Source organism: Blastochloris tepida (assembly GCF_003966715.1).
Taxonomy (GTDB): Bacteria; Pseudomonadota; Alphaproteobacteria; order Rhizobiales; family Xanthobacteraceae; genus Blastochloris; species Blastochloris tepida.
Window position 1 is genome coordinate 1,017,967 of record NZ_AP018907.1, and the last position, 22,410, is coordinate 1,040,376.

16 protein-coding genes are annotated in these 22,410 nt (G+C 68.3%); all 16 read left to right on the forward strand.

The window, feature by feature from the left end; translation table 11 throughout:
- Window positions 1-26 precede the first annotated feature (26 nt).
- The 16 genes from BLTE_RS04620 (at window position 27) to bamA (ending at window position 22,132) form a co-directional block, all read left to right on the forward strand.
- Window positions 27-809: a biotin--[acetyl-CoA-carboxylase] ligase gene (locus BLTE_RS04620; protein WP_126398046.1), complete on the forward strand. Its 783-nt coding sequence runs from the start codon at window positions 27-29 to the stop codon at window positions 807-809.
- Entirely contained in the window at window positions 806-2,476 is a 1,671-nt protein-coding gene (locus BLTE_RS04625) for a ribonuclease J (RefSeq protein WP_126398048.1), read from the forward strand. The genes BLTE_RS04620 and BLTE_RS04625 overlap by 4 nt, the downstream gene beginning before the upstream one ends.
- Before the next feature lie 98 nt (window positions 2,477-2,574).
- Window positions 2,575-2,979 carry a methylmalonyl-CoA epimerase gene (gene mce / locus BLTE_RS04630; RefSeq protein ID WP_126398050.1) on the forward strand — a complete coding sequence of 135 codons (405 nt, stop codon included), beginning with the start codon at window positions 2,575-2,577 and terminating at the stop codon, window positions 2,977-2,979.
- Between the two features lie 553 nt (window positions 2,980-3,532).
- Complete coding sequence (proS, locus tag BLTE_RS04635) at window positions 3,533-4,855, forward strand: proline--tRNA ligase (protein WP_126398052.1); 1,323 nt, start codon at window positions 3,533-3,535, stop codon at window positions 4,853-4,855.
- Window positions 4,856-4,986: 131 nt separating this feature from the next.
- The gene (locus BLTE_RS04640; RefSeq protein WP_126398054.1) at window positions 4,987-6,294 is read left to right on the forward strand and encodes a lipoprotein-releasing ABC transporter permease subunit; all 1,308 of its coding nucleotides are present in this window, start codon (window positions 4,987-4,989) and stop codon (window positions 6,292-6,294) included.
- Window positions 6,295-6,298: 4 nt separating this feature from the next.
- Window positions 6,299-6,988: an ABC transporter ATP-binding protein gene (locus tag BLTE_RS04645; protein ID WP_197723268.1), complete on the forward strand. Its 690-nt coding sequence runs from the start codon at window positions 6,299-6,301 to the stop codon at window positions 6,986-6,988.
- A 757-nt stretch (window positions 6,989-7,745) separates the two neighbouring features.
- Window positions 7,746-11,255 (forward strand): DNA polymerase III subunit alpha, encoded by a 3,510-nt coding sequence (dnaE, locus tag BLTE_RS04650; protein WP_126398058.1) that lies wholly within the window; start codon window positions 7,746-7,748, stop codon window positions 11,253-11,255.
- 219 nt (window positions 11,256-11,474) lie between these two features.
- Window positions 11,475-12,473, forward strand: coding sequence for a 30S ribosomal protein S2 (locus BLTE_RS04655; RefSeq protein ID WP_126398060.1), 999 nt, complete (start codon window positions 11,475-11,477; stop codon window positions 12,471-12,473).
- 243 nt (window positions 12,474-12,716) lie between these two features.
- The gene (gene tsf, locus BLTE_RS04660) at window positions 12,717-13,646 is read left to right on the forward strand and encodes a translation elongation factor Ts (protein WP_126398062.1); all 930 of its coding nucleotides are present in this window, start codon (window positions 12,717-12,719) and stop codon (window positions 13,644-13,646) included.
- A gap of 302 nt (window positions 13,647-13,948) precedes the next feature.
- On the forward strand, window positions 13,949-14,611 hold the full coding sequence (gene pyrH, locus BLTE_RS04665) for a UMP kinase (protein ID WP_244600182.1): 663 nt from the start codon (window positions 13,949-13,951) through the stop codon (window positions 14,609-14,611).
- Window positions 14,612-14,785: 174 nt separating this feature from the next.
- Complete coding sequence (gene frr / locus BLTE_RS04670; protein ID WP_126398063.1) at window positions 14,786-15,349, forward strand: ribosome recycling factor; 564 nt, start codon at window positions 14,786-14,788, stop codon at window positions 15,347-15,349.
- 55 nt (window positions 15,350-15,404) lie between these two features.
- Entirely contained in the window at window positions 15,405-16,163 is a 759-nt protein-coding gene (locus BLTE_RS04675) for an isoprenyl transferase (protein ID WP_126402048.1), read from the forward strand.
- A gap of 41 nt (window positions 16,164-16,204) precedes the next feature.
- Window positions 16,205-17,026, forward strand: a complete 822-nt coding sequence (locus BLTE_RS04680; protein WP_126398065.1) for a phosphatidate cytidylyltransferase — start codon at window positions 16,205-16,207, stop codon at window positions 17,024-17,026.
- 4 nt (window positions 17,027-17,030) lie between these two features.
- Complete coding sequence (gene dxr, locus BLTE_RS04685) at window positions 17,031-18,248, forward strand: 1-deoxy-D-xylulose-5-phosphate reductoisomerase (protein WP_126398067.1); 1,218 nt, start codon at window positions 17,031-17,033, stop codon at window positions 18,246-18,248.
- 197 nt (window positions 18,249-18,445) lie between these two features.
- On the forward strand, window positions 18,446-19,591 hold the full coding sequence (gene rseP / locus BLTE_RS04690) for an RIP metalloprotease RseP (RefSeq protein WP_126398069.1): 1,146 nt from the start codon (window positions 18,446-18,448) through the stop codon (window positions 19,589-19,591).
- A gap of 159 nt (window positions 19,592-19,750) precedes the next feature.
- Entirely contained in the window at window positions 19,751-22,132 is a 2,382-nt protein-coding gene (gene bamA, locus BLTE_RS04695) for an outer membrane protein assembly factor BamA (RefSeq protein ID WP_126398071.1), read from the forward strand.
- The last annotated feature ends 278 nt before the right edge of the window (window positions 22,133-22,410 follow it).

Here is a 22,410-nt window from a genome sequence, read left to right on the forward strand (position 1 = left end):
ACTGCGCCGAGGGATGAGTCGCGTCGATGGGTGTTGGTGAGTTCGCGGGCGGGAGCACGCCCGTCATCGCCCTCGACGACGTGGGCTCGACCAATGCCGAGGCGCTGGCGCGGGCCCGGCAGGGCGGGTTCGGGCCGGTGTGGATCACCGCCGCGCGGCAGACCGCCGGGCGCGGGCGGCGCGGGCGGGCCTGGGCGTCCGAGCCCGGCAATCTCTACGCCAGCATCCTGCTCACCGATCCGGCGCCCTCGGAAGCCTGCCCGCAACTGTGCTTCGTCGCCGGGCTGGCGCTGTTCGATGCGGTCGGCGCGGTGTGCCGGCTCGACATGCCGCGCCTGTCGCTGAAATGGCCCAACGACCTGATGCTCGACGGCGCCAAGTGCGCCGGCATCCTGGTGGAAGGCGAGGTGGCGCCGGCCGGCCATCCGCTGGCGGTGGTGATCGGCTTCGGCGTCAATTGCGCCCACCATCCGCAGGGTACGTCCTATCCGGCGACCCACCTTTCGGCGGCCGGCTGCAAGGTGACGCCGGCGCTGCTGCTGTCGGCGCTGGATGCGGCGCTGGCGGTGCGCCTTGCCGAGTGGCGGGGCGGCGACGGCTTCTCGGCGATCCGCGCCAACTGGCTGGCGCGGGCCGGCACGCTCGGCCAGCCGATCACGGTGCGCACCGGCGCCGAGGTGGTCGACGGCCGCTTCGAGACGCTGGACGGCGACGGCGCGCTGGTGCTGCTACGCGGCGACGGCACGCGGACGCGAATCGGCACCGGCGAGATTCTGCCGATCGCCGGGATTGAGGAGGCCCGGGCATGATCAAGGCCGAAGCCGAACTGGTGTTCGTGCCGCTCGGCGGCGTCGGCGAGATCGGCATGAATTTCGGGCTCTATGGCGTCGGCCAGGGGCGCAAGCGCCAGTGGCTGGCGGTGGACTGCGGCGTCGGCTTCGCCAACGAGCAGTTGCCCGGCATCGATCTCATGCTGCCCGACATCCGCTTCATCGAGGAAGAGCGCAAGAACCTCCTCGGCATCGTCATCAGCCACGGCCACGAGGACCATATCGGCGCGCTGGCCGATCTGTGGCCGCGCCTCAGGGCGCCAGTCTACACCACGCCGTTCACGGCGCAGCTCATCACCGTGCGCCGCCTGCAGGAGGCGGGGGCGCCGGACATTCCGATCGAGGTCGTGCCGGTCGGCGGCCGCGTCTCGCTCGGGCCGTTCGAGGTGGATTTCGTGCCCGTGGCGCACTCGATCCCCGAAAGTCACGCGCTGGCGATCAAGACGCCGCTCGGCACTGTGCTGCACACCGGCGACTGGAAGATCGATCCCACGCCGGTGGTCGGCTCCATCACCGACGAGGCGCGTTTCCGGGCGCTGGGCGATGCCGGCGTGCTGGCGATGGTGGCCGATTCGACCAATTCGGTGCGGGAAGGGCGCTCGGCCTCCGAGGCCGATGCCGGCGCCAACCTCGCCAAGGTGATCGCCGCGGCGCGGGGGCGGGTGGCGGTCACCACCTTCGCCTCCAACGTGGCGCGCATGGTGTCGGTGGCGAAGGCCGCCGAGGCGGCGGGACGCGAGGTGGTGCTGGTCGGCCGCGCCATGGAGCGCGTCTCCATGGTGGCGCGCGAACTGGGCTATCTCGACGGGGTGCGCCCGTTCCGCTCGGTCGATACCTACGGCTACCTGCCGCGCGACAAGGTGGTGGCGCTGATCACCGGAAGCCAGGGCGAGCCGCGCGCGGCGCTGGCCCGCATCGCGCTCGACGAGCATCCGGACATCGCGCTGTCGCCCGGTGACACGGTGGTGTTCTCGGCCCGGGCCATCCCCGGCAACGAGATCGGCATCGGCCGCATCATCAATGCGCTGATCCGCCAGGGCGTCGAGGTCATCACCGACCGCACCCACATGATCCATGTCTCCGGCCATCCGCGCCGCGGCGAGATGGCCGATCTGCTGCGCTGGGTGCGCCCGCAAATCCTGCTGCCGGTGCATGGCGAGGCGCTGCACATGCACGAGCATGCGCTGCTGGCCGAGGAGGTCGGCGTGCCCGAGGTGGTGCGGTGCGGCAATGGCGACGTGGTGCGGCTGGCGCCGGGGCCGGCCGAGGTGGTCGACGAGGTGCCGGCAGCGCGCCTCTACAAGGACGGCAAGGTGCTGATCGAGGATGCCTCGCGCACCGTCGCCGACCGCCGCAAGCTGTCCTTCGTCGGCATCGTCGCGGTGGCGCTGGCGCTGACCGACAAGGGCGAACTCGCCGGCGACGTGCGCATCGAGTCGCTCGGCCTGCCCGAGCGTGCCGCCGATGGCCGCACCTTCGATTCGATCGTCGACGACGCTGTGCTCGAAACCCTCGAAACCTTGCCGCGCCCGCGCCGGCGCGACCCGCGCGCCGTCGAGGAATCGATCACCCGCGGCGTGCGCGGTACGGTCGCAGAGGCCTGGGGCAAGAAGCCGATTGTCCGGGTGATGGTCGTCCAGGTATGAAGGCGTTGATGTGAAAATCTTCGGTCGAAGGTCTTCGTTGACGCATTTTCGCAGACTATTCTTCGTATGACGGTCCTTGACCATCGCGGGAGGAATGCATGATCGGCCGGTTGAATCACGTCGCCATCGCGGTCAAGGACATCAAGACCGCGTCCGCCGTCTATCGCAATACGCTGGGCGCCGAAGTCTCCGACGTGCTGCCGCAGCCCGAGCACGGGGTGAACGTGGTGTTCATCACGCTGCCCAACACCAAGGTGGAGCTGCTGGAGCCGCTGGGCGAGAACTCGCCGATCGCCAAGTTCCTGGAGAAGAGCCCGGACGGCGGCATCCACCACATCTGCTACGAGGTCGACGACATCCTCGCCGCCCGCGACCAGCTGAAGGCGCAAGGCGCCCGCGTGCTGGGCAATGGCGATCCCAAGATCGGCGCCCACGGCAAGCCGGTGCTGTTCCTGCACCCCAAGGATTTCCTCGGCACGCTGGTCGAGCTGGAGCAGGCGTGACCTTCAGGATGCACGCGGACGGAGAGGGAAGGCGGGAGCTGACCTGATCTGCGGACCGTGTCGATCCAGGCCGCGCGGGAGCGGGCGCCGGCGGCGGGAAGGAACTGTCGTGGAAAAGACAACGGGCGGGATCTGGTCCCGCCCGCGACACCGTCCTGAGGTGGCCGCCTATCCTGACGGCTTTGCGCCGTGACGACGGAACCTCTTGATGGCGTTCAGGCTTCCTTTCGAAAGCCCGTGCACGTCCGCCGGCACCGCCGTGCCCTCGAATTTCCCCCCGAGACCTGGACCCGAACACCACTCCGGTTTCAACCGGAGTGCGGTCCCTCTCGCAAGGCTACCGTACAGACCGCGAAATTGGGTGTCACCTGCGAATTGCGCGGATCAGGTCCTCCAGCGGAAGGCGGCCGCCTGCCCTGGGCGGATGCGACGCGGCGCGCCGCCGGCATGGAATGGCGGCAGGGAATGGCGGGCAGGGGCTTGTCTTTTCCCGGTGTTCCGGGTTCTGTCGCGCCTTCCGACCGCGCCGCCGACCGACTCGCGAGTTCCTCCCATGCGTCTATCCCGCTATTTCCTGCCGATTCTTCGCGAAACCCCGAAGGAAGCGGAGATCGTTTCGCACCGGCTGATGCTGCGCGCCGGCCTGGTGCAGCAGCAGTCGGCCGGCATCTATGCCTGGCTGCCGCTCGGCCACCGGGTGCTGGAGAAGGTCTGCCGCATCGTGCGCGAGGAGCAGGACCGCGCCGGCGCCATCGAGCTCAAGATGCCCACCATCCAGTCGGCGGATCTGTGGCGCGAGAGCGGCCGCTACGACGACTACGGCAAGGAGATGCTCCGCATCAAGGACCGGCACGAGCGCGATATGCTGTTCGGGCCGACCAATGAGGAGATGATCACTGCGATCTTCCGCAGTTATGTGAAGTCGTACAAGTCGCTGCCGCTCAATCTCTACCACATCCAGTGGAAGTTCCGCGACGAGATCCGGCCGCGCTTCGGCACAATGCGCTCGCGCGAATTCCTGATGAAGGACGCCTATTCCTTCGATCTCGATCAGGCCGGCGCCCGCCATTCCTACAACCGGATGTTCGCGGCCTACCTGCGCACCTTTGCGCGGATGGGGCTGAAGGCGATCCCGATGGTCGCCGACACCGGGCCGATCGGCGGCAACCTCTCCCACGAATTCATCATCCTCGCCTCGACCGGCGAGAGCGAGGTCTATTGCCATAAGGACTTCCTCGACTTCGAGGTGCCGGGCGCCGACACCGATTTCGAGGACGTCGCGGCGCTGCAGGGGGTGTTCGACCGTTGGACCTCGCTCTATGCCGCAACCAGCGAGAAGCACGACGAGGCGGCGTTCGCCGCCGTGCCGGAGGATCGGCGGGTTTCGGCGCGCGGCATCGAGGTCGGCCATATTTTCTACTTCGGAACCAAATATTCGACGCCGATGAACGCGACCGTGGCGGGACCGGACGGCGTCGAGCGCCCTGTGCACATGGGCTCCTACGGCATCGGCCCGTCGCGCCTCGTCGCCGCGCTGATCGAGGCCGGTCATGACGAGGCCGGCATCATCTGGCCGGAGGCGGTGGCGCCGTTCACGGTGGCGGTGCTCAACCTCAAGGCCGGCGATGCCGCCACCGACGCCGCCTGCGGCCAGCTCTATGCGGCGCTGAAGGCCAAGGGGGTGGACGTGCTCTATGACGACACCGACGAGCGGCCGGGCGCCAAGTTCGCCAAGGCCGACCTCATCGGCATCCCCCACCAGATCCTGGTGGGGCCGAAGGGACTGGCCGAGGGCAAGGTGGAGCTGAAGCGCCGCGCCGATGGCGCGCGCGAGCTGGTGAGCCCGTCCGATGCGCTGGCGCGCTTCGCCGGCTGAACGCGGGCTGGAGCATTTTCCGCAAAAGTGGGAACCGGTTTTGCGTCAGAAAATGCGAGATCTCGATAACCTGGAGCACCCGATCTGAAGCGGTCAGATCAGGTGCTCTAGAGGAAGCAGGCAAGAGGGGAATGGAACAGGCCGTGGCCGCGAAGAAGAAGGCGTCGTCCGGCAAGGTTTCGAACGGAACCCGGCCGTTCGCAGCGTTCGAATGGATGATGGCGGGCCGCTATCTGCGGGCGCGCCGCAAGGAAGGCTTCATCTCGGTCATCGCCGGCTTCTCCTTCACCGGCATCATGCTCGGCGTCGCCACGCTGATCATCGTGATGGCGGTGATGAACGGCTTCCGCAAGGAGCTGCTCGGCAAGATTCTCGGCATCAACGGCCACGTGCTGGTGCAGGCGGTCGACAAGCCGATGACCGACTTTGCCGAGCTGGCCCAGAAGCTGTCGAAGGTGCCGGGCGTCAAGATGGCCGTTCCTCTGGTCGAGGGGCAGGCGTTGGCCTCCAGCCCCTATGCCGCGGCCGGCGCGCTGGTGCGCGGCATCCGCGAGAGCGACCTCGTGCGCCTGCCCTCGGTCGGCGGCAACGTCAGGGCCGGCAGCCTCGCCGGCTTCGACAAGGGCGAGGGCATCGCCATCGGCAAGCGGCTGGCCGATCAGCTCGCGGTCGGGCCGGGCGATCTCGTCACCCTGGTGTCGCCGCGCGGCGCGGTGACGCCGATGGGCACCATGCCCCGGCTGAAATCCTACAAGGTGGCGGCGATCTTCGAAGTCGGCATGTCGGAGTACGACCAGATCTTCATCTTCATGCCGCTGCCCGAGGCGCAGGCCTATTTCAACCGCAAGGGCGATGTGAACTTCATCGAGGTCTACACCGACAACCCCGATGCCATGCCGCAATTCCGCCGGGCGCTGGATGCGGCGGCCGAGCGGCCGATCTTCATGGTCGACTGGCGCCAGCGCAACGCCACCTTCTTCGGGGCGCTGCAGGTCGAGCGCAACGTGATGTTCCTGATCCTCACCCTCATCGTGCTGGTGGCGGCGCTCAACATCATCTCCGGCCTCATCATGCTGGTGAAGGACAAGAGCCACGACATCGCCATTCTGCGCACCATGGGGGCGTCGCAGGGCTCGGTGATGCGCATCTTCCTCATCACCGGCTCGACCATCGGCATCATCGGCACGCTCACCGGGCTGTTGGTGGGGCTGGCGGTGAGTCTCAATGTCGAGGAGATCCGGCGCTTCGTCTCCTGGCTCACCAACACCCAGCTGTTCGCGCCGGAGCTCTATTTCCTGTCCAAGCTGCCGGCCGAGCTCGACGTGCGCGAGACCACGGCGGTGGTGGTGATGTCGCTGACGCTGTCGGTGCTGGCGACGCTCTATCCGTCCTGGCGGGCCGCCCGGCTCGATCCGGTCGAAGCCCTGCGCTACGAGTGAGATGATGCGCGAGACCGCTCCCGTTCTTCTCCTCTCCGGCGTCGAGCGCCGCTACACGCAGGGCGAGGCGACGCTGACCATCCTGGCCGGCGTCGATCTCGAGCTCGCGCCCGGCGAGACGGTGGCGCTGGTCGCTCCCTCCGGCGCCGGCAAGTCGACGCTGCTGCACATCGCCGGCCTGCTCGAACATCCGGACGGCGGCGAGATCGACATCTGCGGCCGGCCGACCTCGCGCCTGTCGGACGGCGACCGCACCATGCTGCGCCGCACCCAGATCGGCTTCGTCTACCAGTTCCACCATCTGCTGCCGGAGTTCTCGGCGGTCGAGAACGTCATGCTGCCGCAGATGATCCGCGGCCTACCGAAGACCGAGGCGCGCCGCCGCTCGGCCGAGCTCCTGTCCTATCTCGGACTGGAGAAGCGGCTCATCCACCGGCCGGCGGAACTGTCGGGCGGCGAGCAGCAGCGCGTCGCCATCGCCCGCGCCGTGGCCAACGCGCCGCGCCTGCTGCTCGCCGACGAGCCGACCGGCAATCTCGACCCCAAGACCTCCGACCACGTGTTCAACGCGCTGGTGCAGCTTGTGCATGCCTCGGGGCTGGCGGCGCTGGTCGCCACCCACAATCTCGACCTCGCCGCCCGCATGGACCGGCAGGTGACGCTGCGCGACGGCCGCATCGAGCCGCTGGGGTGAGAGCGTTCTTGGGGTGAGAGCGCGCACCTTCTTCCCTCTCCCACCCGGGCCGCGCTTGCGCGCGCCTGGGCGCAGGCTTTTGCGGGAGAGGGTGCCCGAGCGAAGCGAGGGCGGGTGAGGGGCGCCGCGTCCTTGGACCACCGCAGCATTCAGCAGCCACCCGTCGTCCCCGGCGAGCGCACCTTTGGTGCGCGAGGGAAGGGGACCCATAAGCTGCGGCCGGCGTGGACATACATAACATTGCGGGCGTTTTTGGCGCCGAGCAGGTCGGGCTCGGCCGTGGTTTCGTTGCGCGCAATTCAAACTGGGGCGCGACTTGCGCGCATCGCGTGTTGACGCGAGAACAAAAATCGAACATGGTTGAGTTCCGGGTTTGTTCCGGTTGCCACGGAGGTCGCCATGATCCGCGCGTTCGTCAACGAAGCCGCTGCCCTTGCCTCGCTCGGCCTGTTCGCCGCCACCGTGGTGGTGTGGGCGCAACTGCTTGGCGCTGGCGGTTTCTGAGAAAGGCCGGCCCGGGTGCCGGCGGTCTGCCGCCCGGCCGCTGAGGGCAGCGCGAGATCCGGCGCGGCAGCGCCTCTCCCGGCGGGGGCTCCCATCGAGGCGGGGGGCATGGCATCGCGGGGCGGCGATCGGGCGGCGGTCCGTCATCTCTGCTGGCTGCGGCCGGCAGGCTGTGGACGGGCGGCCGGGCCGGGCTCGACAGCGGGGGGCGGGAGTGCGCACTGTGGACCCATCGGCCGCAGGGAGGGACGGGATGGCGAACGTCGGGTTCGTTCACCTGCACGTGCATTCGTCGTATTCGTTGCTGGAGGGCGCGCTGTCGATCGGCAAGCTCGCCGAGCTGGCGAAGGCCGACAAGCAGCCGGCGCTGGCGCTGACCGACACCGGCAATCTGTTCGGCGCGCTTGAGTTTTCCGAGAAGATGGCCGGCAGCGGCATCCAGCCGCTCATCGGCCTGTCGCTCGCCGTCGATTTCGGCGACGGCGCCCAGCGCGGCCGGCCGCAGGCCGGGGCACCGCAGCGGCGACCGCGCATCGTCTGCCTTGCCGCCCGCGAATCCGGCTACCGCAACCTGATGGCGCTGACCTCGCGCGCCTATCTGGAGAGCCCGTCGGGCGAGGAGCCGCACGTGCCGGCGGCGCGGCTCGCCGAGCACGCCGAGGGGCTGATCGTGCTCACCGGCGGGCCCGACGGCCCGCTCGACCGGGCGGCCGCCGACGGCCAGCCCGATCTCGCCGCGGCCCGGCTCGACGCGCTGGCCGGTGCGTTCGGCGACCGGCTCTATGTCGAGCTGCAGCGCCACGGAACCGAGACCGAGCGGCAGGTCGAGCCGGTGCTGCTCGATCTCGCCTACGGTCGCGGCCTGCCGCTGGTCGCCGCCAACGAGCCGTTCTTCGCCGCGGCCGACGACTACGAGGCGCACGATGCGCTGATCTGCATTGCCGAGGGGCGGATCATCGCCGATTCCGAGCGCCGGCAGCTCACGCCCGAGCACCGCTTCAAGACCCGCGCCGAGATGGCGGCGCTGTTTGCCGATCTGCCCGAGGCGGTGGCGGCAACGGTCGAGATCGCACGCCGCTGCGCCATGCGGCCGCGCACCCGCAAACCGATCCTGCCGCACTTCGTCACGGCGGCCGAGACCGAGAGCGTCGAGTCGCATGCCGACAAGCACGGCCACGGACACGGCGGGCACGGGCATCACGGCCATGGCGCCTCGGCGGCGGAGGAGGCGGAGCTGCGCCGGCAGGCCGAGGCGGGGCTCGAGCGCCGCCTCGCCGCGCAGGGGCTCGCGCCCGGCACCAGCGAGGACGACTATCGCCAGCGCCTCGCCTTCGAACTCGATGTCATCGCCCGCATGAAGTTTCCGGGCTACTTCCTCATCGTCTCGGACTTCATCAAATGGGCGAAGAGCCAGGGCATTCCGGTCGGGCCGGGGCGCGGCTCGGGTGCCGGCTCGCTGGTCGCCTATTCGCTCACCATCACCGATCTCGACCCGATCCGCTTCGGCCTGCTGTTCGAGCGCTTCCTCAATCCCGAGCGCGTGTCGATGCCGGACTTCGACATCGACTTCTGCCAGGACCGGCGCGACGAGGTGATCCGCTACGTCCAGGACCGCTACGGCCGCGATCAGGTGGCGCAGATCATCACCTTCGGCACGCTGCTGGCGCGCGGCGTGCTGCGCGACGTCGGCCGCGTGCTGCAGATGCCCTACGGCCAGGTCGACAAGCTCACCAAGCTGGTGCCGCAGAACCCGGCCAAGCCGGTGACGCTGGCCCAGGCGATCGCCGAGGAGCCCAAGCTGCAGGCGGCGCGCGACGTCGACCCGATCGTCAAGCGCCTGCTCGACATCGCGCTGAAGCTGGAGGGGCTCTACCGCCACGCCTCCACCCACGCCGCCGGCATCGTCATCGGCGACCGGCCGCTGGTCGAACTGGTGCCGCTCTATCGCGACCCCAAGTCCGACATGCCGGTCACCCAGTTCAACATGAAGTGGGTGGAGCCGGCGGGGCTGGTGAAGTTCGACTTCCTCGGCCTCAAGACGCTGACCACGCTGCAGACGGCGGTGCGGCTGATCGGCCGCCGCGGCATCGAGATCGACCTGTCGCACCTGCCGCTCGACGATCCGAAGACCTACGAGATGCTGGCGCGCGGCGAGACCGCCGGCGTGTTCCAGCTTGAAAGCGCCGGCATGCGCAAGGCGCTGATCGACATGGAGCCGGACCGCTTCGAGGACATCATCGCGCTGGTTGCGCTCTATCGGCCGGGGCCGATGGCCAACATCCCCACCTATTGCGCCCGCAAGCACGGTCGCGAGGAGCCCGAATACCCGCACCCCACGATCGAGCCGGTGCTGAAGGAGACCTTCGGCGTCATCATCTACCAGGAGCAGGTGATGCAGATCGCCCAGATCCTGGCCGGCTATTCGCTCGGCGAAGCCGATCTCTTGCGCCGCGCCATGGGCAAGAAGATCCGCGCCGAGATGGACAAGCAGCGCGCCCGATTCGTCGATGGCGCAACCGAGCGCGGGGTGGAGAAGGCGCAGGCCGAGGCGATCTTCGACCTGCTCGCCAAGTTCGCCGACTACGGCTTCAACAAGAGCCACGCCGCCGCCTACGCCCTGGTCGCCTACCAGACGGCATATCTGAAGGCCAATTTTCCGGTCGAGTTCCTGGCGGCGACGATGACGCTCGACATGTCGAACACCGACAAGCTGGCCGAATTCCGGGCCGAGGCCGAGCGGCTCGGCATCCGCATCGTGCCGCCCTGCGTCAACCGCTCGGGCGCCGAGTTCGAGCCGGACGGCAAGGCGATCGTCTATGCGCTCGCCGCCATCAAGGGCGTCGGCACGCAGGCGGTGGGCTCGCTGGTGGCGGCGCGCGGGCCGACGCCGTTTCGCGACCTGCACGATCTGGCCGAGCGCATCGACCCCAAGGCGGTCAACAAGCGCACCTATGAAAGCCTCGCCGCGGCCGGCGCGTTCGATGCGCTTGAGCGCAGCCGGGCGCGCGCGCTCGCCGCCGCCGACATTGTGCTGGGCCACGCGGCGCGCCGGCTCGACGACCGGGCGGCCGGCCAGTCGGAGCTATTCGGCGGCGCGGCGGCGGCGCCGCTGGCGCTGCCGCACGTCGCGGAGTGGCTGCCGTCCGACCGGCTGAAGCGCGAGTTCGACGCCATCGGCTTCTTCCTCTCCGGCCATCCGCTCGACGACTATGCCGCGACGCTGAAGCGGCAGAGGGTGCAGCCGTGGACCGCGTTCTGCGAGGCGGTGAAGGAGGAGGGCGCCACCGCCGGCCGGCTCGCCGCCATCGTCGTCGGCCGCACCGAGAAGCGCACCAAGACCGGCAACAAGATGGGCATCCTGGCGCTGTCCGATCCGTCGGCGCCGTTCGAGGTGGTGGTGTTCTCCGAGGTGCTGCAGCAGTACGGCCCGCTGCTGGAGGAGGGGGCGCGGGTGGTGCTGCAGGTCTCGGCCGAGATCCAGGGCGAGGACGTGCGCGCCCGCATCCAGTCGGTCGAGCCGCTCGACGAGGTGGCGGCGCGCCACCAGAAGGGCCTCAACGTGTTCGTACGCGGCGCGTCGCCGCTCGACAGCCTGGCGCGGCGGCTTGAGCCGGGCGGCGACGGCGAGGTCGGCCTCGTCGTCATGCTGGAGGAGAGCCGCACCGAGATCGAGATGCGGCTGCCCGGCCGCTACAAGGTGACGCCGCAGATCGCCGGCGCCATCAAGGCGATCCCCGGCGTGGTCATGGTGCAGGAGATGTAAGGCCGTGGCGAGGCCCGGCCGTGGCGAGGCCGACCCTGCCGCAGGTGCGGCTGGAGCAGGCACCCGCCGGATGTTGGGCCGGCAAGGGTTGCGCCCCGTTCTGTCCGCCACTATAAGCGCGACCATTCCACACGCGGACTCATGGTCTTTCGAGGCCGTCCGGTGCCTCGATACCTCGGGGCAACCGTCCGCGGAGGCTCAACCGGAAAAGGAACTGCCATGGCGCTGCCCGACGTCTCGATGCGCACGCTTCTCGAAGCTGGAGCGCACTTCGGCCATCAGGCCCACCGCTGGAACCCGAAGATGGCGCCCTACATCTTCGGCACCCGCAACAACATCCACATCATCGACCTCGCCCAGACCGTGCCGCTGGCGCATCGTGCGCTGCAGGCGATCTCGGACTGCGTGGCCCGCGGCGGGCGCGTGCTGCTCGTCGGCACCAAGCGTCAGGCGGCGGATGCGGTGGCCGAGGCGGCCAAGCGGTCGGCCCAGTATTATGTCAATTCGCGCTGGCTCGGCGGCACGCTGACCAACTGGAAGACCATCTCCCAGTCCATCCAGCGGCTGAAGAAGCTGGAGGAGATGCTGTCCGGCGAGACCGGCGGCTTCTACACCAAGAAGGAGCGGCTCACCCTGTCGCGCGAGAAGGAGAAGCTTGAGCGTGCGCTCGGCGGCATCCGCGACATGGGCGGCACGCCCGACATGCTGTTCGTGATCGACACCAACAAGGAAAACATCGCGATCAAGGAGGCGACCCGCCTCGGCATCCCGGTGGTGGCGGTGGTCGATACCAATTGCGATCCGGACGGCATCGCCTTCCCGATTCCCGGCAATGACGACGCCGGCCGCGCCATCGCGCTCTATTGCGACCTGATCGTGCGCGCCGCCATCGACGGCATCTCGCGCGCCCAGGGCGACCTCGGCATCGACATCGGCGAGGCGGAAGCCCCGATCCTCGAAGAGCTGCCGGCGGAAGAGCCGGCGTCGGGCTTCGAGGCGCTGTCGGGCCCGCGCGGCACCCCGGACGATCTCACGCAGCTTCCCGGCGTGTCCAAGACCATCGAGAAGAAGCTGAACGAACTCGGCATCTTCCATCACTGGCAGGTTGCGGCGTTCAATGCGGCCGATGCGGCCCGCGTTGGGGATGCGGTCGGCCTGCCGGGCCGGATCGAGGGCTGGATCAACAAGGCCAGGGAACTGTCGGCCGAAGGCGAATGAGCCGGTCTTTCCGGCTCGGCGTCCAATGATGCGAGCGGGTAGCCCCGTGGTCCGATCCTGACATCCGCATCGCGGGTGTCGGGGCGCGTCGGACCACGACGCGTTGCACGGCTTCCGGCCGATCCCCGTTCGGGAGGCTGGAGGCCGTAATGGATCTGTGGCTGAAATCAGGTACTTGGTTCCGAGTGCCTGGTTTTTGCCATTGGGGCCGCCCGGTTCACCTTTTTCAGGGAGCGAAGGATCATGGCCAACATCACGGCCCAGATGGTGAAGGACCTGCGCGAGAAGACCGGCGCGGGCATGATGGACTGCAAGACCGCGCTGAACGAGACCGGCGGCGATATCGAGGCCGCGGTCGACTGGCTGCGCAAGAAGGGCCTCGCCAAGGCCGCCAAGAAGGCCGGGCGCGTCGCCGCCGACGGCCTGATCGGCGTGGTGGTCGAGGGCAACAAGGGCGTGGTGGTCGAGGTCAATTCCGAGACCGATTTCGTCGCCCGCAACGATCATTTCCAGGGCCTGGTCAAGCTGATCGCCCAGGTGGCGCTCAAGACCGGCAGCGACGTCGAGGCGATCCTCGCCGCCAAGGTCGGCGAGCACACGGTGCAGGAATCGATCGCCAGCGCCATCGCCACCATCGGCGAGAACATGACGCTGCGTCGCGCCGGGGTGGTCGAGGTCGGCTCGGGCGTGGTGGGCGCCTATGTCCACAGCGAGATCGCCCGCGATTCCGGCCTCGGCAAGATCGGCGTCGTGGTGGCGCTGGAGTCGACCGGCGCCGCCGACGTGCTCGCGCCGTTCGGCCGCATGCTGGCGATGCACATCGCCGCCGCCAATCCGCTGGCGGTCGATCCGTCGGGCATCGACCCGGCGGTGGTCGAGCGCGAGCGCGCGGTGCTGACCGAGAAGGCCGCGGCCACCGGCAAGCCGGCGGCGGTGATCGAGAAGATCGCCGAAAGCGGGCTCAAGACCTTCTTCAAGGAGGTCTGCCTGCTCGATCAGCCCTATGTGCACGATCCCGCCAAGACGGTGGCCCAGGCGATCAAGGAACTCGAGGGCAAGGCCGGCGGCGCGGTGGCGGTGAAGGGCTTCGTGCGCTTCGCGCTTGGCGAAGGCGTCGAGAAGAAGGAAGAAGACTTCGCGGCCGAGGTGGCGGCTGCGGGCGGCGTTGGCTGATCCGAGCGCCGGCCCTTGTGGATGAAATCCGACGCTTGGCACCCACGCGTCGGACAAATTTCATCCACAGAATCAATGGTTTGTGGGCCGACTTGTCCTGACATTTGTGGATGCAATTGTCAGGGTCGGACCACGAGGGCCGGCGTTCATGTTCCGGTCGCCGAAAATCCCGGTCTCGACTGAGGATTTTCGGCGGGTCCGTTTCCGGGTTCGACGGGATCTCCCGGAAACCCTATGCGAGGTTTGCCGTGGGCGCGCTCCCCTACAAGCGGGTTCTGGTCAAGGTCTCGGGCGAAGCCCTGATGGGGCCCGAGGCCTTCGGCCTGCATCCGCCGACGGTGGCGCGCATCGCCGCCGATCTCGCCGCGGCACGGGCGCTCGGCTTCGAACTGGCGGTGGTGGTCGGCGGCGGCAACATCTTCCGCGGCGTGCAGGGCGCGGCCAAGGGGTTTGACCGCGCCACCGCCGACCAGATGGGCATGCTGGCGACCGTGATGAACGCTCTGGCGCTCGAACAGGCGGTGGAGGCGGCCGGCGCGCCGGCACGCACCCTGTCGGCGGTCGCCATGCCGACGGTGTGCGAGCCCTATGCCCGGCAGACGGCGCTGGCCCACCTCGCCAAGGGCCGGGTGGCGCTGCTGGCGGGGGGCACCGGCAACCCGTTCTTCACTACCGACACCGGGGCGGCGCTGCGGGCGGCCGAACTCGGCTGCGGCGCCCTGCTCAAGGCGACCAATGTCGACGGGGTCTATTCGGCCGATCCGAAGAAGGACCCCGTGGCCGTGCGCTACGAGCGGCTCACGCACTCGGACGCCATCGACCGTCAGCTCGGGGTGATGGATGCTGCCGCGTTCGCGCTTGCCCGCGACAGCCGCATGCCTATCATCGTTTTTTCGATTCAGGAGCCTGGTGCGATCACCGCCGTGCTACGGGGGGAGGGGAGAGCAACCCTCGTCACGGCCTAGTGGATGGACTCCGGCAGCCGGCACAAGCGGTGCCCGGTTGCGGTGTGGTTTCGTCCGCGGACTCAACAAGCTGTGGGCCGATTTGGCCTGACATCGGCGTCGGCGGATGTCAGGATCGGGCCATGAAAGCAGCCGCGCCGGGACGCGCAGAAGACGCTCCAGCGGAGGAATGACATGTCGTCGGGTGAACACGACCTGCCCGAACTGAAGCGGCGCATGCAGGGCGCCATCAGCGTGCTGCGCCACGAGCTGAACGGGTTGCGCACCGGCCGGGCGTCGGCCAGCCTTGTCGAGCCGATCGAGGTGGAGGCCTATGGCGCCCGCATGCCGCTCAACCAGGTGGCCTCGATCAGCGTGCCCGAACCGCGCCTGCTGTCGATCCAGGTCTGGGACAAGGGCATGATGCATGCCGTCGAGAAGGCCATCCGCGACAGCGACCTGGGGTTGAACCCGGCGACCGAGGGGCAGGTGATCCGCCTGCGCATCCCCGAGCTGACGCAGCAGCGCCGTCAAGAGCTTGTCAAGGTCGCTCACAAATATGCCGAGGCGGCGCGGGTCGCGGTGCGGCATGTGCGGCGCGACGGGCTCGACCATCTGAAGAAGCAGGAAAAGGACGGGCACGTCAGCCAGGATGATCTCGACCGGCTGAGCACCGAAGTCCAGAAGGCCACCGACGCCGCCATCGCCGAGGTCGATCAGGTCTTGGCGCAGAAAGAGAAAGAGATCATGACCGTCTAGGCCCGCGACGGTCATGGCCGCCCCAGGCCGGCAACAACAGGTTCTTCGGATGCCGATGCCAGAACACAAGCTGTCCGAGACGAAGGCGCCGGCCGCAGGCAAATGCCCGCGGCACGTGGCGATCATCATGGACGGCAATGGCCGCTGGGCGGCGTCCCGCATGCTGCCGCGCGTCGAGGGGCACCGGCGCGGCGTCGAGGCGGTGCGCCGCACCGTGCGCGCCAGCCGCGAACTCGGCATCGACTATCTCACCCTCTACAGCTTCTCCTCGGAGAACTGGTCGCGCCCGCCCGAAGAGGTCGGCGACCTGATGGGGCTGATCCGCCGCTTCATCCGCAACGATCTGGCCGACCTGCACGCCAACAACACCCGGGTGCGGGTGATCGGGGTGCGCGAGGGGCTCGAGCCGGACATCCGGGGCATGTTGCACGAGGCCGAGACCCTCACCGCCAACAATACCGGGCTGGTCCTGGTGTTCGCGTTCAATTACGGCTCGCGCCAGGAGATCCTCAACGCCGTGCGGCAGGTCGCCGGTGCCATCGCCTCCGGCACTCTCGACCCGAAGACACTGACGACCGAGACCTTCGCCCGCTGCCTCGACACCGTCGGCATTCCCGATCCGGACCTGATCATCCGCACGTCCGGCGAGCAGCGGCTGTCGAACTTCCTGCTGTGGCAGGCGGCTTATTCGGAGTTCGTGTTCACGCCGGTGCTGTGGCCGGATTTCGACCGCGCGGCGCTGGAGGCGGCGATCGCCGAGTTCAACGCCAGGGAACGTCGATTCGGTGGCCGGTTGGCCGCCGGATCGTCGTGAAGGGCACGTTCGTGACGCCGGTGGCAGGTCGCGTTCGGCCCATGTCCGACTTGCGGATGCGGGTGCTGTCCGCCGTGGTGCTGGCGCCGGCGGCGCTGGGGCTCACCATTCTGGGCGGTCCGGCCTTCTCGGGCCTCGTTCTCGTCGCATCGCTGATCGTGCTGGAGGAATGGCTGCGGCTGATCGCCGGCTGCGCGCTCCGCAAGGTGGCGATTGCCGGCGGGCTGGGGCTGGCGCTGGCGACCCTGGCCTGGGAGCTCGGTTCGGGCACCGGCGCGCTGGCGGCGGTGTTGGCCGGTGCCGTGGCGGCCACGGTCATCGCCGAGCCGGCGCATCGCAAATGGGTGCTGGGGGGCGTCGGCTATGCCGCGGCGCTGCTGCTGCCAGCCCTGGCGCTGCGCTGGGATGCGGCCTACGGCCTCGCCGGCATCCTGTTCGTGTTCGCGACGGTGTGGGCGACCGATGTTGCGGCCTATTTCGTCGGCCGGGCGGTCGGCGGGCCGAAGCTCGCGCCGCGCATCAGCCCCAAGAAGACGTGGTCGGGCAGCATCGGCGGCGCCGTGGCGGGCACGGCCGCGGGCTGCGCGGTGGTCGCGTTCCTCGGAATTCCGGTGCCTTGGCACCTGCCCTGGCAGGTGGTGGCGGTGGCGTTCGCCACCTCCGTCGTCTCCCAGGGCGGCGACCTGTTCGAATCCTGGTTCAAGCGCCGGTTCGGCGCCAAGGACAGCGGCAGCCTCATCCCCGGGCATGGCGGTCTGATGGACCGTCTCGACGGGGTGATCGCGGCGGTGCTGTTCCTGGTGCTGCTCGGCCTCATCCGCGGCGGAGCCGGCACGCCGGCGGCCAGCATCCTGATATGGTGACGTCATGACCGTTCCGCTCCAGGCGCCGCAGCAGGCGATCCCCTCCAGCGAGCCGCTGCGGATCAGCGTGCTCGGCGCGACCGGCTCGATCGGCACCAGCACGCTCGATCTGGTGTCGCGGGCGCCGGAGCGCTACCGCGTCGAGGCGCTGGTGGCGCAGCGCGATGCGACGAAGCTGGCGGCGGCGGCGCGGGCCAATGGCGCGCGGCTGGCGGTGGTGGCCGATCCGGCCGCCTATCGCGACCTTACGGCCGCGCTCTCAGGCTCGGGCATCGAGGCCGCGGCCGGCCCTGAGGCAGTGGTGGAGGCGGCGCAGCGCCCGGCCGACTGGGTGATGGCGGCGATCGTCGGCACCGCCGGCCTTGCCCCGAGCCTTGCCGCGCTTTCGGCCGGCCGGCGGCTCGCGCTGGCCAACAAGGAATGTCTGGTGACGGCGGGCGAGCTGTTCATGCGCCGTGCTGCCGAGGTCGGCGCCACCGTGCTGCCGGTCGATTCCGAGCACAATGCGGTCTTCCAGGGGATGCTGTCGGGGCCGCGGGCGGCGGTGGAGCGCGTCACGCTGACCGCGTCGGGCGGGCCGTTTCGCACCTGGACGCGGGCGGCGATCGCGGCGGCGACGCCCGAGCAGGCGCTGAAGCACCCCAATTGGAGCATGGGCGCCAAGGTCACCATCGATTCGGCGTCGCTGATGAACAAGGGCCTGGAGCTGATCGAGGCCATGCACCTGTTCCAGCTCGACGCCGCCCAGCTCGACGTGCTGGTGCATCCGCAGTCGATCGTACACGCCCTGGTGCAGTACAGCGACGGCGCGGTGCTGGCGCAGATGTCGGTGCCCGACATGCGGGTGCCGATCGCCCATTGTCTCGGCTGGCCGGTGCGGCTGAACGGGCCGGTGACCCGGCTCGATCTGGCGACGATTGCGAGCCTCACCTTCGAGCGGCCCGACCTCGACCGATTCCCGGCGCTGCGAATCGCCATGGAGGCGCTGGCCGCCGGCGGGGCCGCGCCGACCGTGCTGAACGCCGCCAACGAGATCGCGGTCGCGGCCTTTCTGCAAAGACGGTTAACGTTTCCTGGCATCGCCGGTCTGGTGGCGGCGACGCTGGAGTCCGTCTCTCCGGGCGCCGCGCCGCAAACCCTTGCCGAGGCCCTGGCGCTGGACGCCGAGTCCCGCGTGGTGGCCGAGGGGCTCCTGCCCGAAATCGCCGCAAAGGCATCCTAGAGCCCGGTTCCCTCCTTGATCCCGTTTCAAGGTGGCTCGTGGTTACCAAGTCCTAAGGGATCTGGCGGATCACTTTAGGGATGCCGGTCCAAACTTGGCCGGAATCCCCTGGTCGAAGAGGGATTCCCGGCAGCCGGAAGCGCTCGGCGCCTGCCTAATCGGCCGGGCGCCGTCTCAATGGGAGCAGGACGCACAAGATGGATTTGTTCAGCGCGCTCGGCGCCTTCGGCGGTGGGGTTCTCGGCTACGCTCTGCCGTTCCTGTTCGTCCTCACCATCGTGGTGTTCTTCCACGAGTTCGGGCACTTCTGGGTCGCCCGCCGCTGCGGGGTGAAGGTCGAGGCGTTCTCGATCGGGTTCGGGCCGGAGCTGTTCGGCTTCAATGACCGCCACGGCACGCGCTGGCGGGTGGCGCTGGTTCCTCTCGGCGGCTATGTGCGCTTCTTAGGCGACGAGAACGCCGCCAGCGTGCCCGATGGCGAGGCCGTCCGCTCCATGACCGAGGCCGAGCGGCGGGTGAGCTTCTTCCACAAGACGGTGGGGCAGCGGGCGGCCGTGGTGGCGGCCGGGCCGTTTGCGAATTTCCTGCTGGCCATCGTCATCTTCGCCGGCATCTTCACGCTCTACGGCAAGCAGATCACTGCCGCCCGGGTCGACCGGGTGGAACCGGGCAGCGCCGCCGAAGCGGCCGGGTTCCAGCCCGGCGACGTGGTGATGTCGATCGACGGGCGGCCGATCCACAGCTTCTCCGACATGCAGCGCATCGTCGGCGCCAATGCCGGCGTCCCGCTCACCGTCGAGGTCGAGCGCGGCGGCACCCGCGAGACGCTGGTGGCGACGCCCGAGCTGCGCGAGAAGAAGGACAGTTTCGGCAACGTTCTGCGCACCGGCATTCTCGGCCTGACGCGCTCGACGACGCCCGAAGACGTGACCTACGAGCGCTATGACCCCTTCACCGCGCTGTGGATGGGGGTGCAGGAATCCTGGTTCGTGATCGACCGCACGGTGGCCTATATCGGCGGCCTGATCAGCGGGCGCGAATCCGCCGATCAGCTCGGCGGACCGATTCGCATCGCCCAGCTGTCCGGGCAGGTCGCCGGGGTCGGTCTGGTGGCGCTGCTCAACCTCGCGGCGGTGCTGTCGGTGTCGATCGGCCTTCTGAACCTGTTTCCGGTGCCGATGCTCGATGGCGGCCATCTCCTCTTCTACGCCATCGAGGCGGTGCGGGGCCGTCCGATCAGCGAGCGTGCCCAGGAGATGTCCTTCCGGATCGGGCTGGCGCTGGTCGTCATGCTGATGGTGTTTGCAACATGGAACGACATCGTCCATCTGGCGACGTCGTGACCGTGACAGAGTGGCGGAAGAGCAACGGTGTCCAGAAATTCACTGCGCCAGCCAGGGCCTTGGTTTCCAGGGGGTGGAAATGACTGTACAAGCGGTTTGTCCCCGTGGGATTCCCTTCTCGCGGAACGGCGTCAGAACAAACATAACGGTTGCTTACCAATGACTTATTGTGTTCGGGTTATTGGTCGACTGGTCACGGTGGTTGCGCTTGCCGCTGGCAGCATGACCATGGCCGGGGCGGGGTCTGTCATGCTTGCCACGCAAGCGTCGGCCCAGTCCGCGTCGTCCATCATCGTCCAGGGCAACCGCCGCGTCGACGCCGACACCATCCGCGGCTATTTCCGGGGTGACCGGCTCGATGCCGTCACCATCGACGAGGGCGTGAAGGGGCTGTTCGCCACCGGCCTGTTCGAGGATGTGCGGGTCAGCCAGCAGGGTGGGCGTCTGGTGGTCACGGTGGTCGAGAACCTCGTGATCAATCGCGTCGCCTTCGAGGGCAACAAGAAGATCAAGGACGACGTGCTGGCCGGCGAGGTCCAGTCCAAGTCGCGCGGGCCGCTGTCGCGCGCCGTCGTCCAGTCCGACGTCCAGCGCATTTTGGAAGTCTACCGCCGGTCGGGCCGCTACGACGTGCGGGTCGAGCCGAAGACGATCGACCTGCCGAACGGCCGCGTCGATCTCGTGTTCGAGGTCACCGAGGGCACCAAGACCGCCGTCCGCCGCATCGAGTTCGTGGGCAACAAGGCGTTCGGCTCCTGGAAGCTCAAGGACGTGATGAACACGACCGAGTCCAACTGGCTGAGCTGGATCAAGAACAGCGACGTCTATGACCCGGACCGGCTCAATGCCGACCAGGAGCTGCTGCGGCGCTTCTACCTCCAGCACGGCTATGCGGATTTCCGCATCATCTCGGCGGTGGCCGATCTGGACCGGCAGAAGAACGAGTTCAACATCACCATCACGCTCGATGAAGGGTCGCAGTACAAGTTCGGCACCATCGACGTGCAGTCGAACATCCGCGACGTCGATTCGGAGTCGCTGCGCAAGGTGCTGCGCACCCGCCAGGGCGACACCTACAATGCCGATCTGGTCGAGAAGACGATCGAAGACCTGACGATCGAGGTGTCGAAGAAGGGCTACGCCTTCGCGCAGGTGCGCCCGCGCGGCGACCGCGACGCCGCCACCCAGCAGATCTCGGTCGCCTATGTGATCGAGGAAGGACCGCGGGTCTATATCGAGCGCATCAATGTGCGCGGCAACACCCGCACCCGCGACTATGTCGTGCGGCGCGAGTTCGACATCTTCGAGGGCGACGCCTACAACCGCGTGATGGTCGACCGGGCCGAGCGCCGGCTGAAGAACCTCGGCTACTTCAAGACGGTGAAGATCACCAACGAGCCGGGCTCGGCGCCCGACCGCGTGATCCTGAACGTCGACGTGGAGGACCAGCCGACCGGTGAATTCTCGGTGGCCGGCGGCTATTCGACGGCCGAAGGCTTCATCGGCGAGGTCTCGGTGGCGGAGCGCAACTTCCTCGGCCGCGGCTACTATGTCCGTCTGGCCGGCTCCTATGGCGAGTACTCGAAGAGCGCCGAGTTCAACTTCACCGATCCCTTCTTCATGGGATACCGCGTCGCGGCCGGCTTCGACCTGTTCTACAAGCAGACCGAGCCGTCCTCGTCGACGTCGGCCTCCTACAGCAACAACATGGTGGGCGGCACCATCCGCTTCGGCCTGCCGCTGCAGGACAATCTCTCGCTTCTGCTGCGCTACTCGCTCTATCAGCAGGAAATCGAGATCGGGAACGAGGCGTACAGGGACTGTAAGGCCGACGGATCGAATTTTCCGGAGTGTCAGGATAACGGTGAGGCGTCGCAGGCCTTCAAGCAGATCGCCGGCGATCCGCAGATCGTGTCGCTCGTCGGCTACACGCTGGCCTACAACACGCTGGACAGCAACAAGCAGCCGACCAAGGGTCTCTATGCCGAGCTGAAGCAGGACTTCGCGGGTGTCGGCGGCGACGTCAACTTCATCCGTACCACCGGCGACGTGCGCTGGTACCACGATCTCGGCAGCGACATTGTCGGCCTGCTGCGCGCCCAGGGCGGCTACGTCACCGGCTGGGGCGACCAGGAATTCCGCATCATGGATGGCTTCTTCATGGGGCCGAATCTGGTGCGCGGCTTCAAGTCGGCCGGCATCGGCCCGCGCGACATGGGCTCCAACAATCAGGACGCGCTCGGCGGCAGCATGTACTGGGGCACCACGGCGGAAGTGCAGTTCCCGGTGCCGTGGATGCCGAAGGACTTCGGCCTCAAGGGCGCGCTGTTCGCCGACGCCGGCTCGCTGTGGGACTACCAGGGCGAAATCTACAGCGGCATGGAGGTCTACGACACCAACGTCATCCGCTCGTCGGTCGGTGCCGGCGTGATCTGGTCGTCGCCCTTCGGCCCGATCCGCATCGACTACGCCGTGGCGCTGTCGAAGGCGGACTACGACAAAACCCAGGCCTTCCGCTTCAGCGGCGGCACGCGGTTCTGAGGCTGGCGGAACAGAATTGGGAAATCGGCTGCGCCTGCCGCCGGACCCGCCGCCACGAGCACTCTGCGAAATCCGGCCCCTGCGGGCCGGATTTTCGTTTGATGCGGCCTCCAATTGGTCCTTTCTGGAGGCTGGAAACCGCTTGAGCCGGGCCACGCCTGCCCGGCCTTCGCCAGCCGGCTGGGGATGGCGATGCCGCAGGCGGCGCCAAAGCGCGTTTTCCGCAACCGCGACAGCCGGTTTTGCGATAGAAGACGCGACGACTCATATGGTTCGCC

What these genes read in the sequence shown, in the direction of transcription:
- BLTE_RS04620 (WP_126398046.1), top strand. Translation starts at nt 27, where the DNA reads ATGGGTGTTGGTGAGTTCGCGGGCGGGAGCACGCCCGTCATCGCCCTC.
- BLTE_RS04625 (WP_126398048.1), top strand. Translation starts at nt 806, where the DNA reads ATGATCAAGGCCGAAGCCGAACTGGTGTTCGTGCCGCTCGGCGGCGTC.
- mce (WP_126398050.1), top strand. Translation starts at nt 2,575, where the DNA reads ATGATCGGCCGGTTGAATCACGTCGCCATCGCGGTCAAGGACATCAAG.
- proS (WP_126398052.1), top strand. Translation starts at nt 3,533, where the DNA reads ATGCGTCTATCCCGCTATTTCCTGCCGATTCTTCGCGAAACCCCGAAG.
- BLTE_RS04640 (WP_126398054.1), top strand. Translation starts at nt 4,987, where the DNA reads ATGGAACAGGCCGTGGCCGCGAAGAAGAAGGCGTCGTCCGGCAAGGTT.
- BLTE_RS04645 (WP_197723268.1), top strand. Translation starts at nt 6,299, where the DNA reads ATGCGCGAGACCGCTCCCGTTCTTCTCCTCTCCGGCGTCGAGCGCCGC.
- dnaE (WP_126398058.1), top strand. Translation starts at nt 7,746, where the DNA reads ATGGCGAACGTCGGGTTCGTTCACCTGCACGTGCATTCGTCGTATTCG.
- BLTE_RS04655 (WP_126398060.1), top strand. Translation starts at nt 11,475, where the DNA reads ATGGCGCTGCCCGACGTCTCGATGCGCACGCTTCTCGAAGCTGGAGCG.
- tsf (WP_126398062.1), top strand. Translation starts at nt 12,717, where the DNA reads ATGGCCAACATCACGGCCCAGATGGTGAAGGACCTGCGCGAGAAGACC.
- pyrH (WP_244600182.1), top strand. Translation starts at nt 13,949, where the DNA reads ATGGGGCCCGAGGCCTTCGGCCTGCATCCGCCGACGGTGGCGCGCATC.
- frr (WP_126398063.1), top strand. Translation starts at nt 14,786, where the DNA reads ATGTCGTCGGGTGAACACGACCTGCCCGAACTGAAGCGGCGCATGCAG.
- BLTE_RS04675 (WP_126402048.1), top strand. Translation starts at nt 15,405, where the DNA reads ATGCCAGAACACAAGCTGTCCGAGACGAAGGCGCCGGCCGCAGGCAAA.
- BLTE_RS04680 (WP_126398065.1), top strand. Translation starts at nt 16,205, where the DNA reads ATGTCCGACTTGCGGATGCGGGTGCTGTCCGCCGTGGTGCTGGCGCCG.
- dxr (WP_126398067.1), top strand. Translation starts at nt 17,031, where the DNA reads ATGACCGTTCCGCTCCAGGCGCCGCAGCAGGCGATCCCCTCCAGCGAG.
- rseP (WP_126398069.1), top strand. Translation starts at nt 18,446, where the DNA reads ATGGATTTGTTCAGCGCGCTCGGCGCCTTCGGCGGTGGGGTTCTCGGC.
- bamA (WP_126398071.1), top strand. Translation starts at nt 19,751, where the DNA reads ATGACTTATTGTGTTCGGGTTATTGGTCGACTGGTCACGGTGGTTGCG.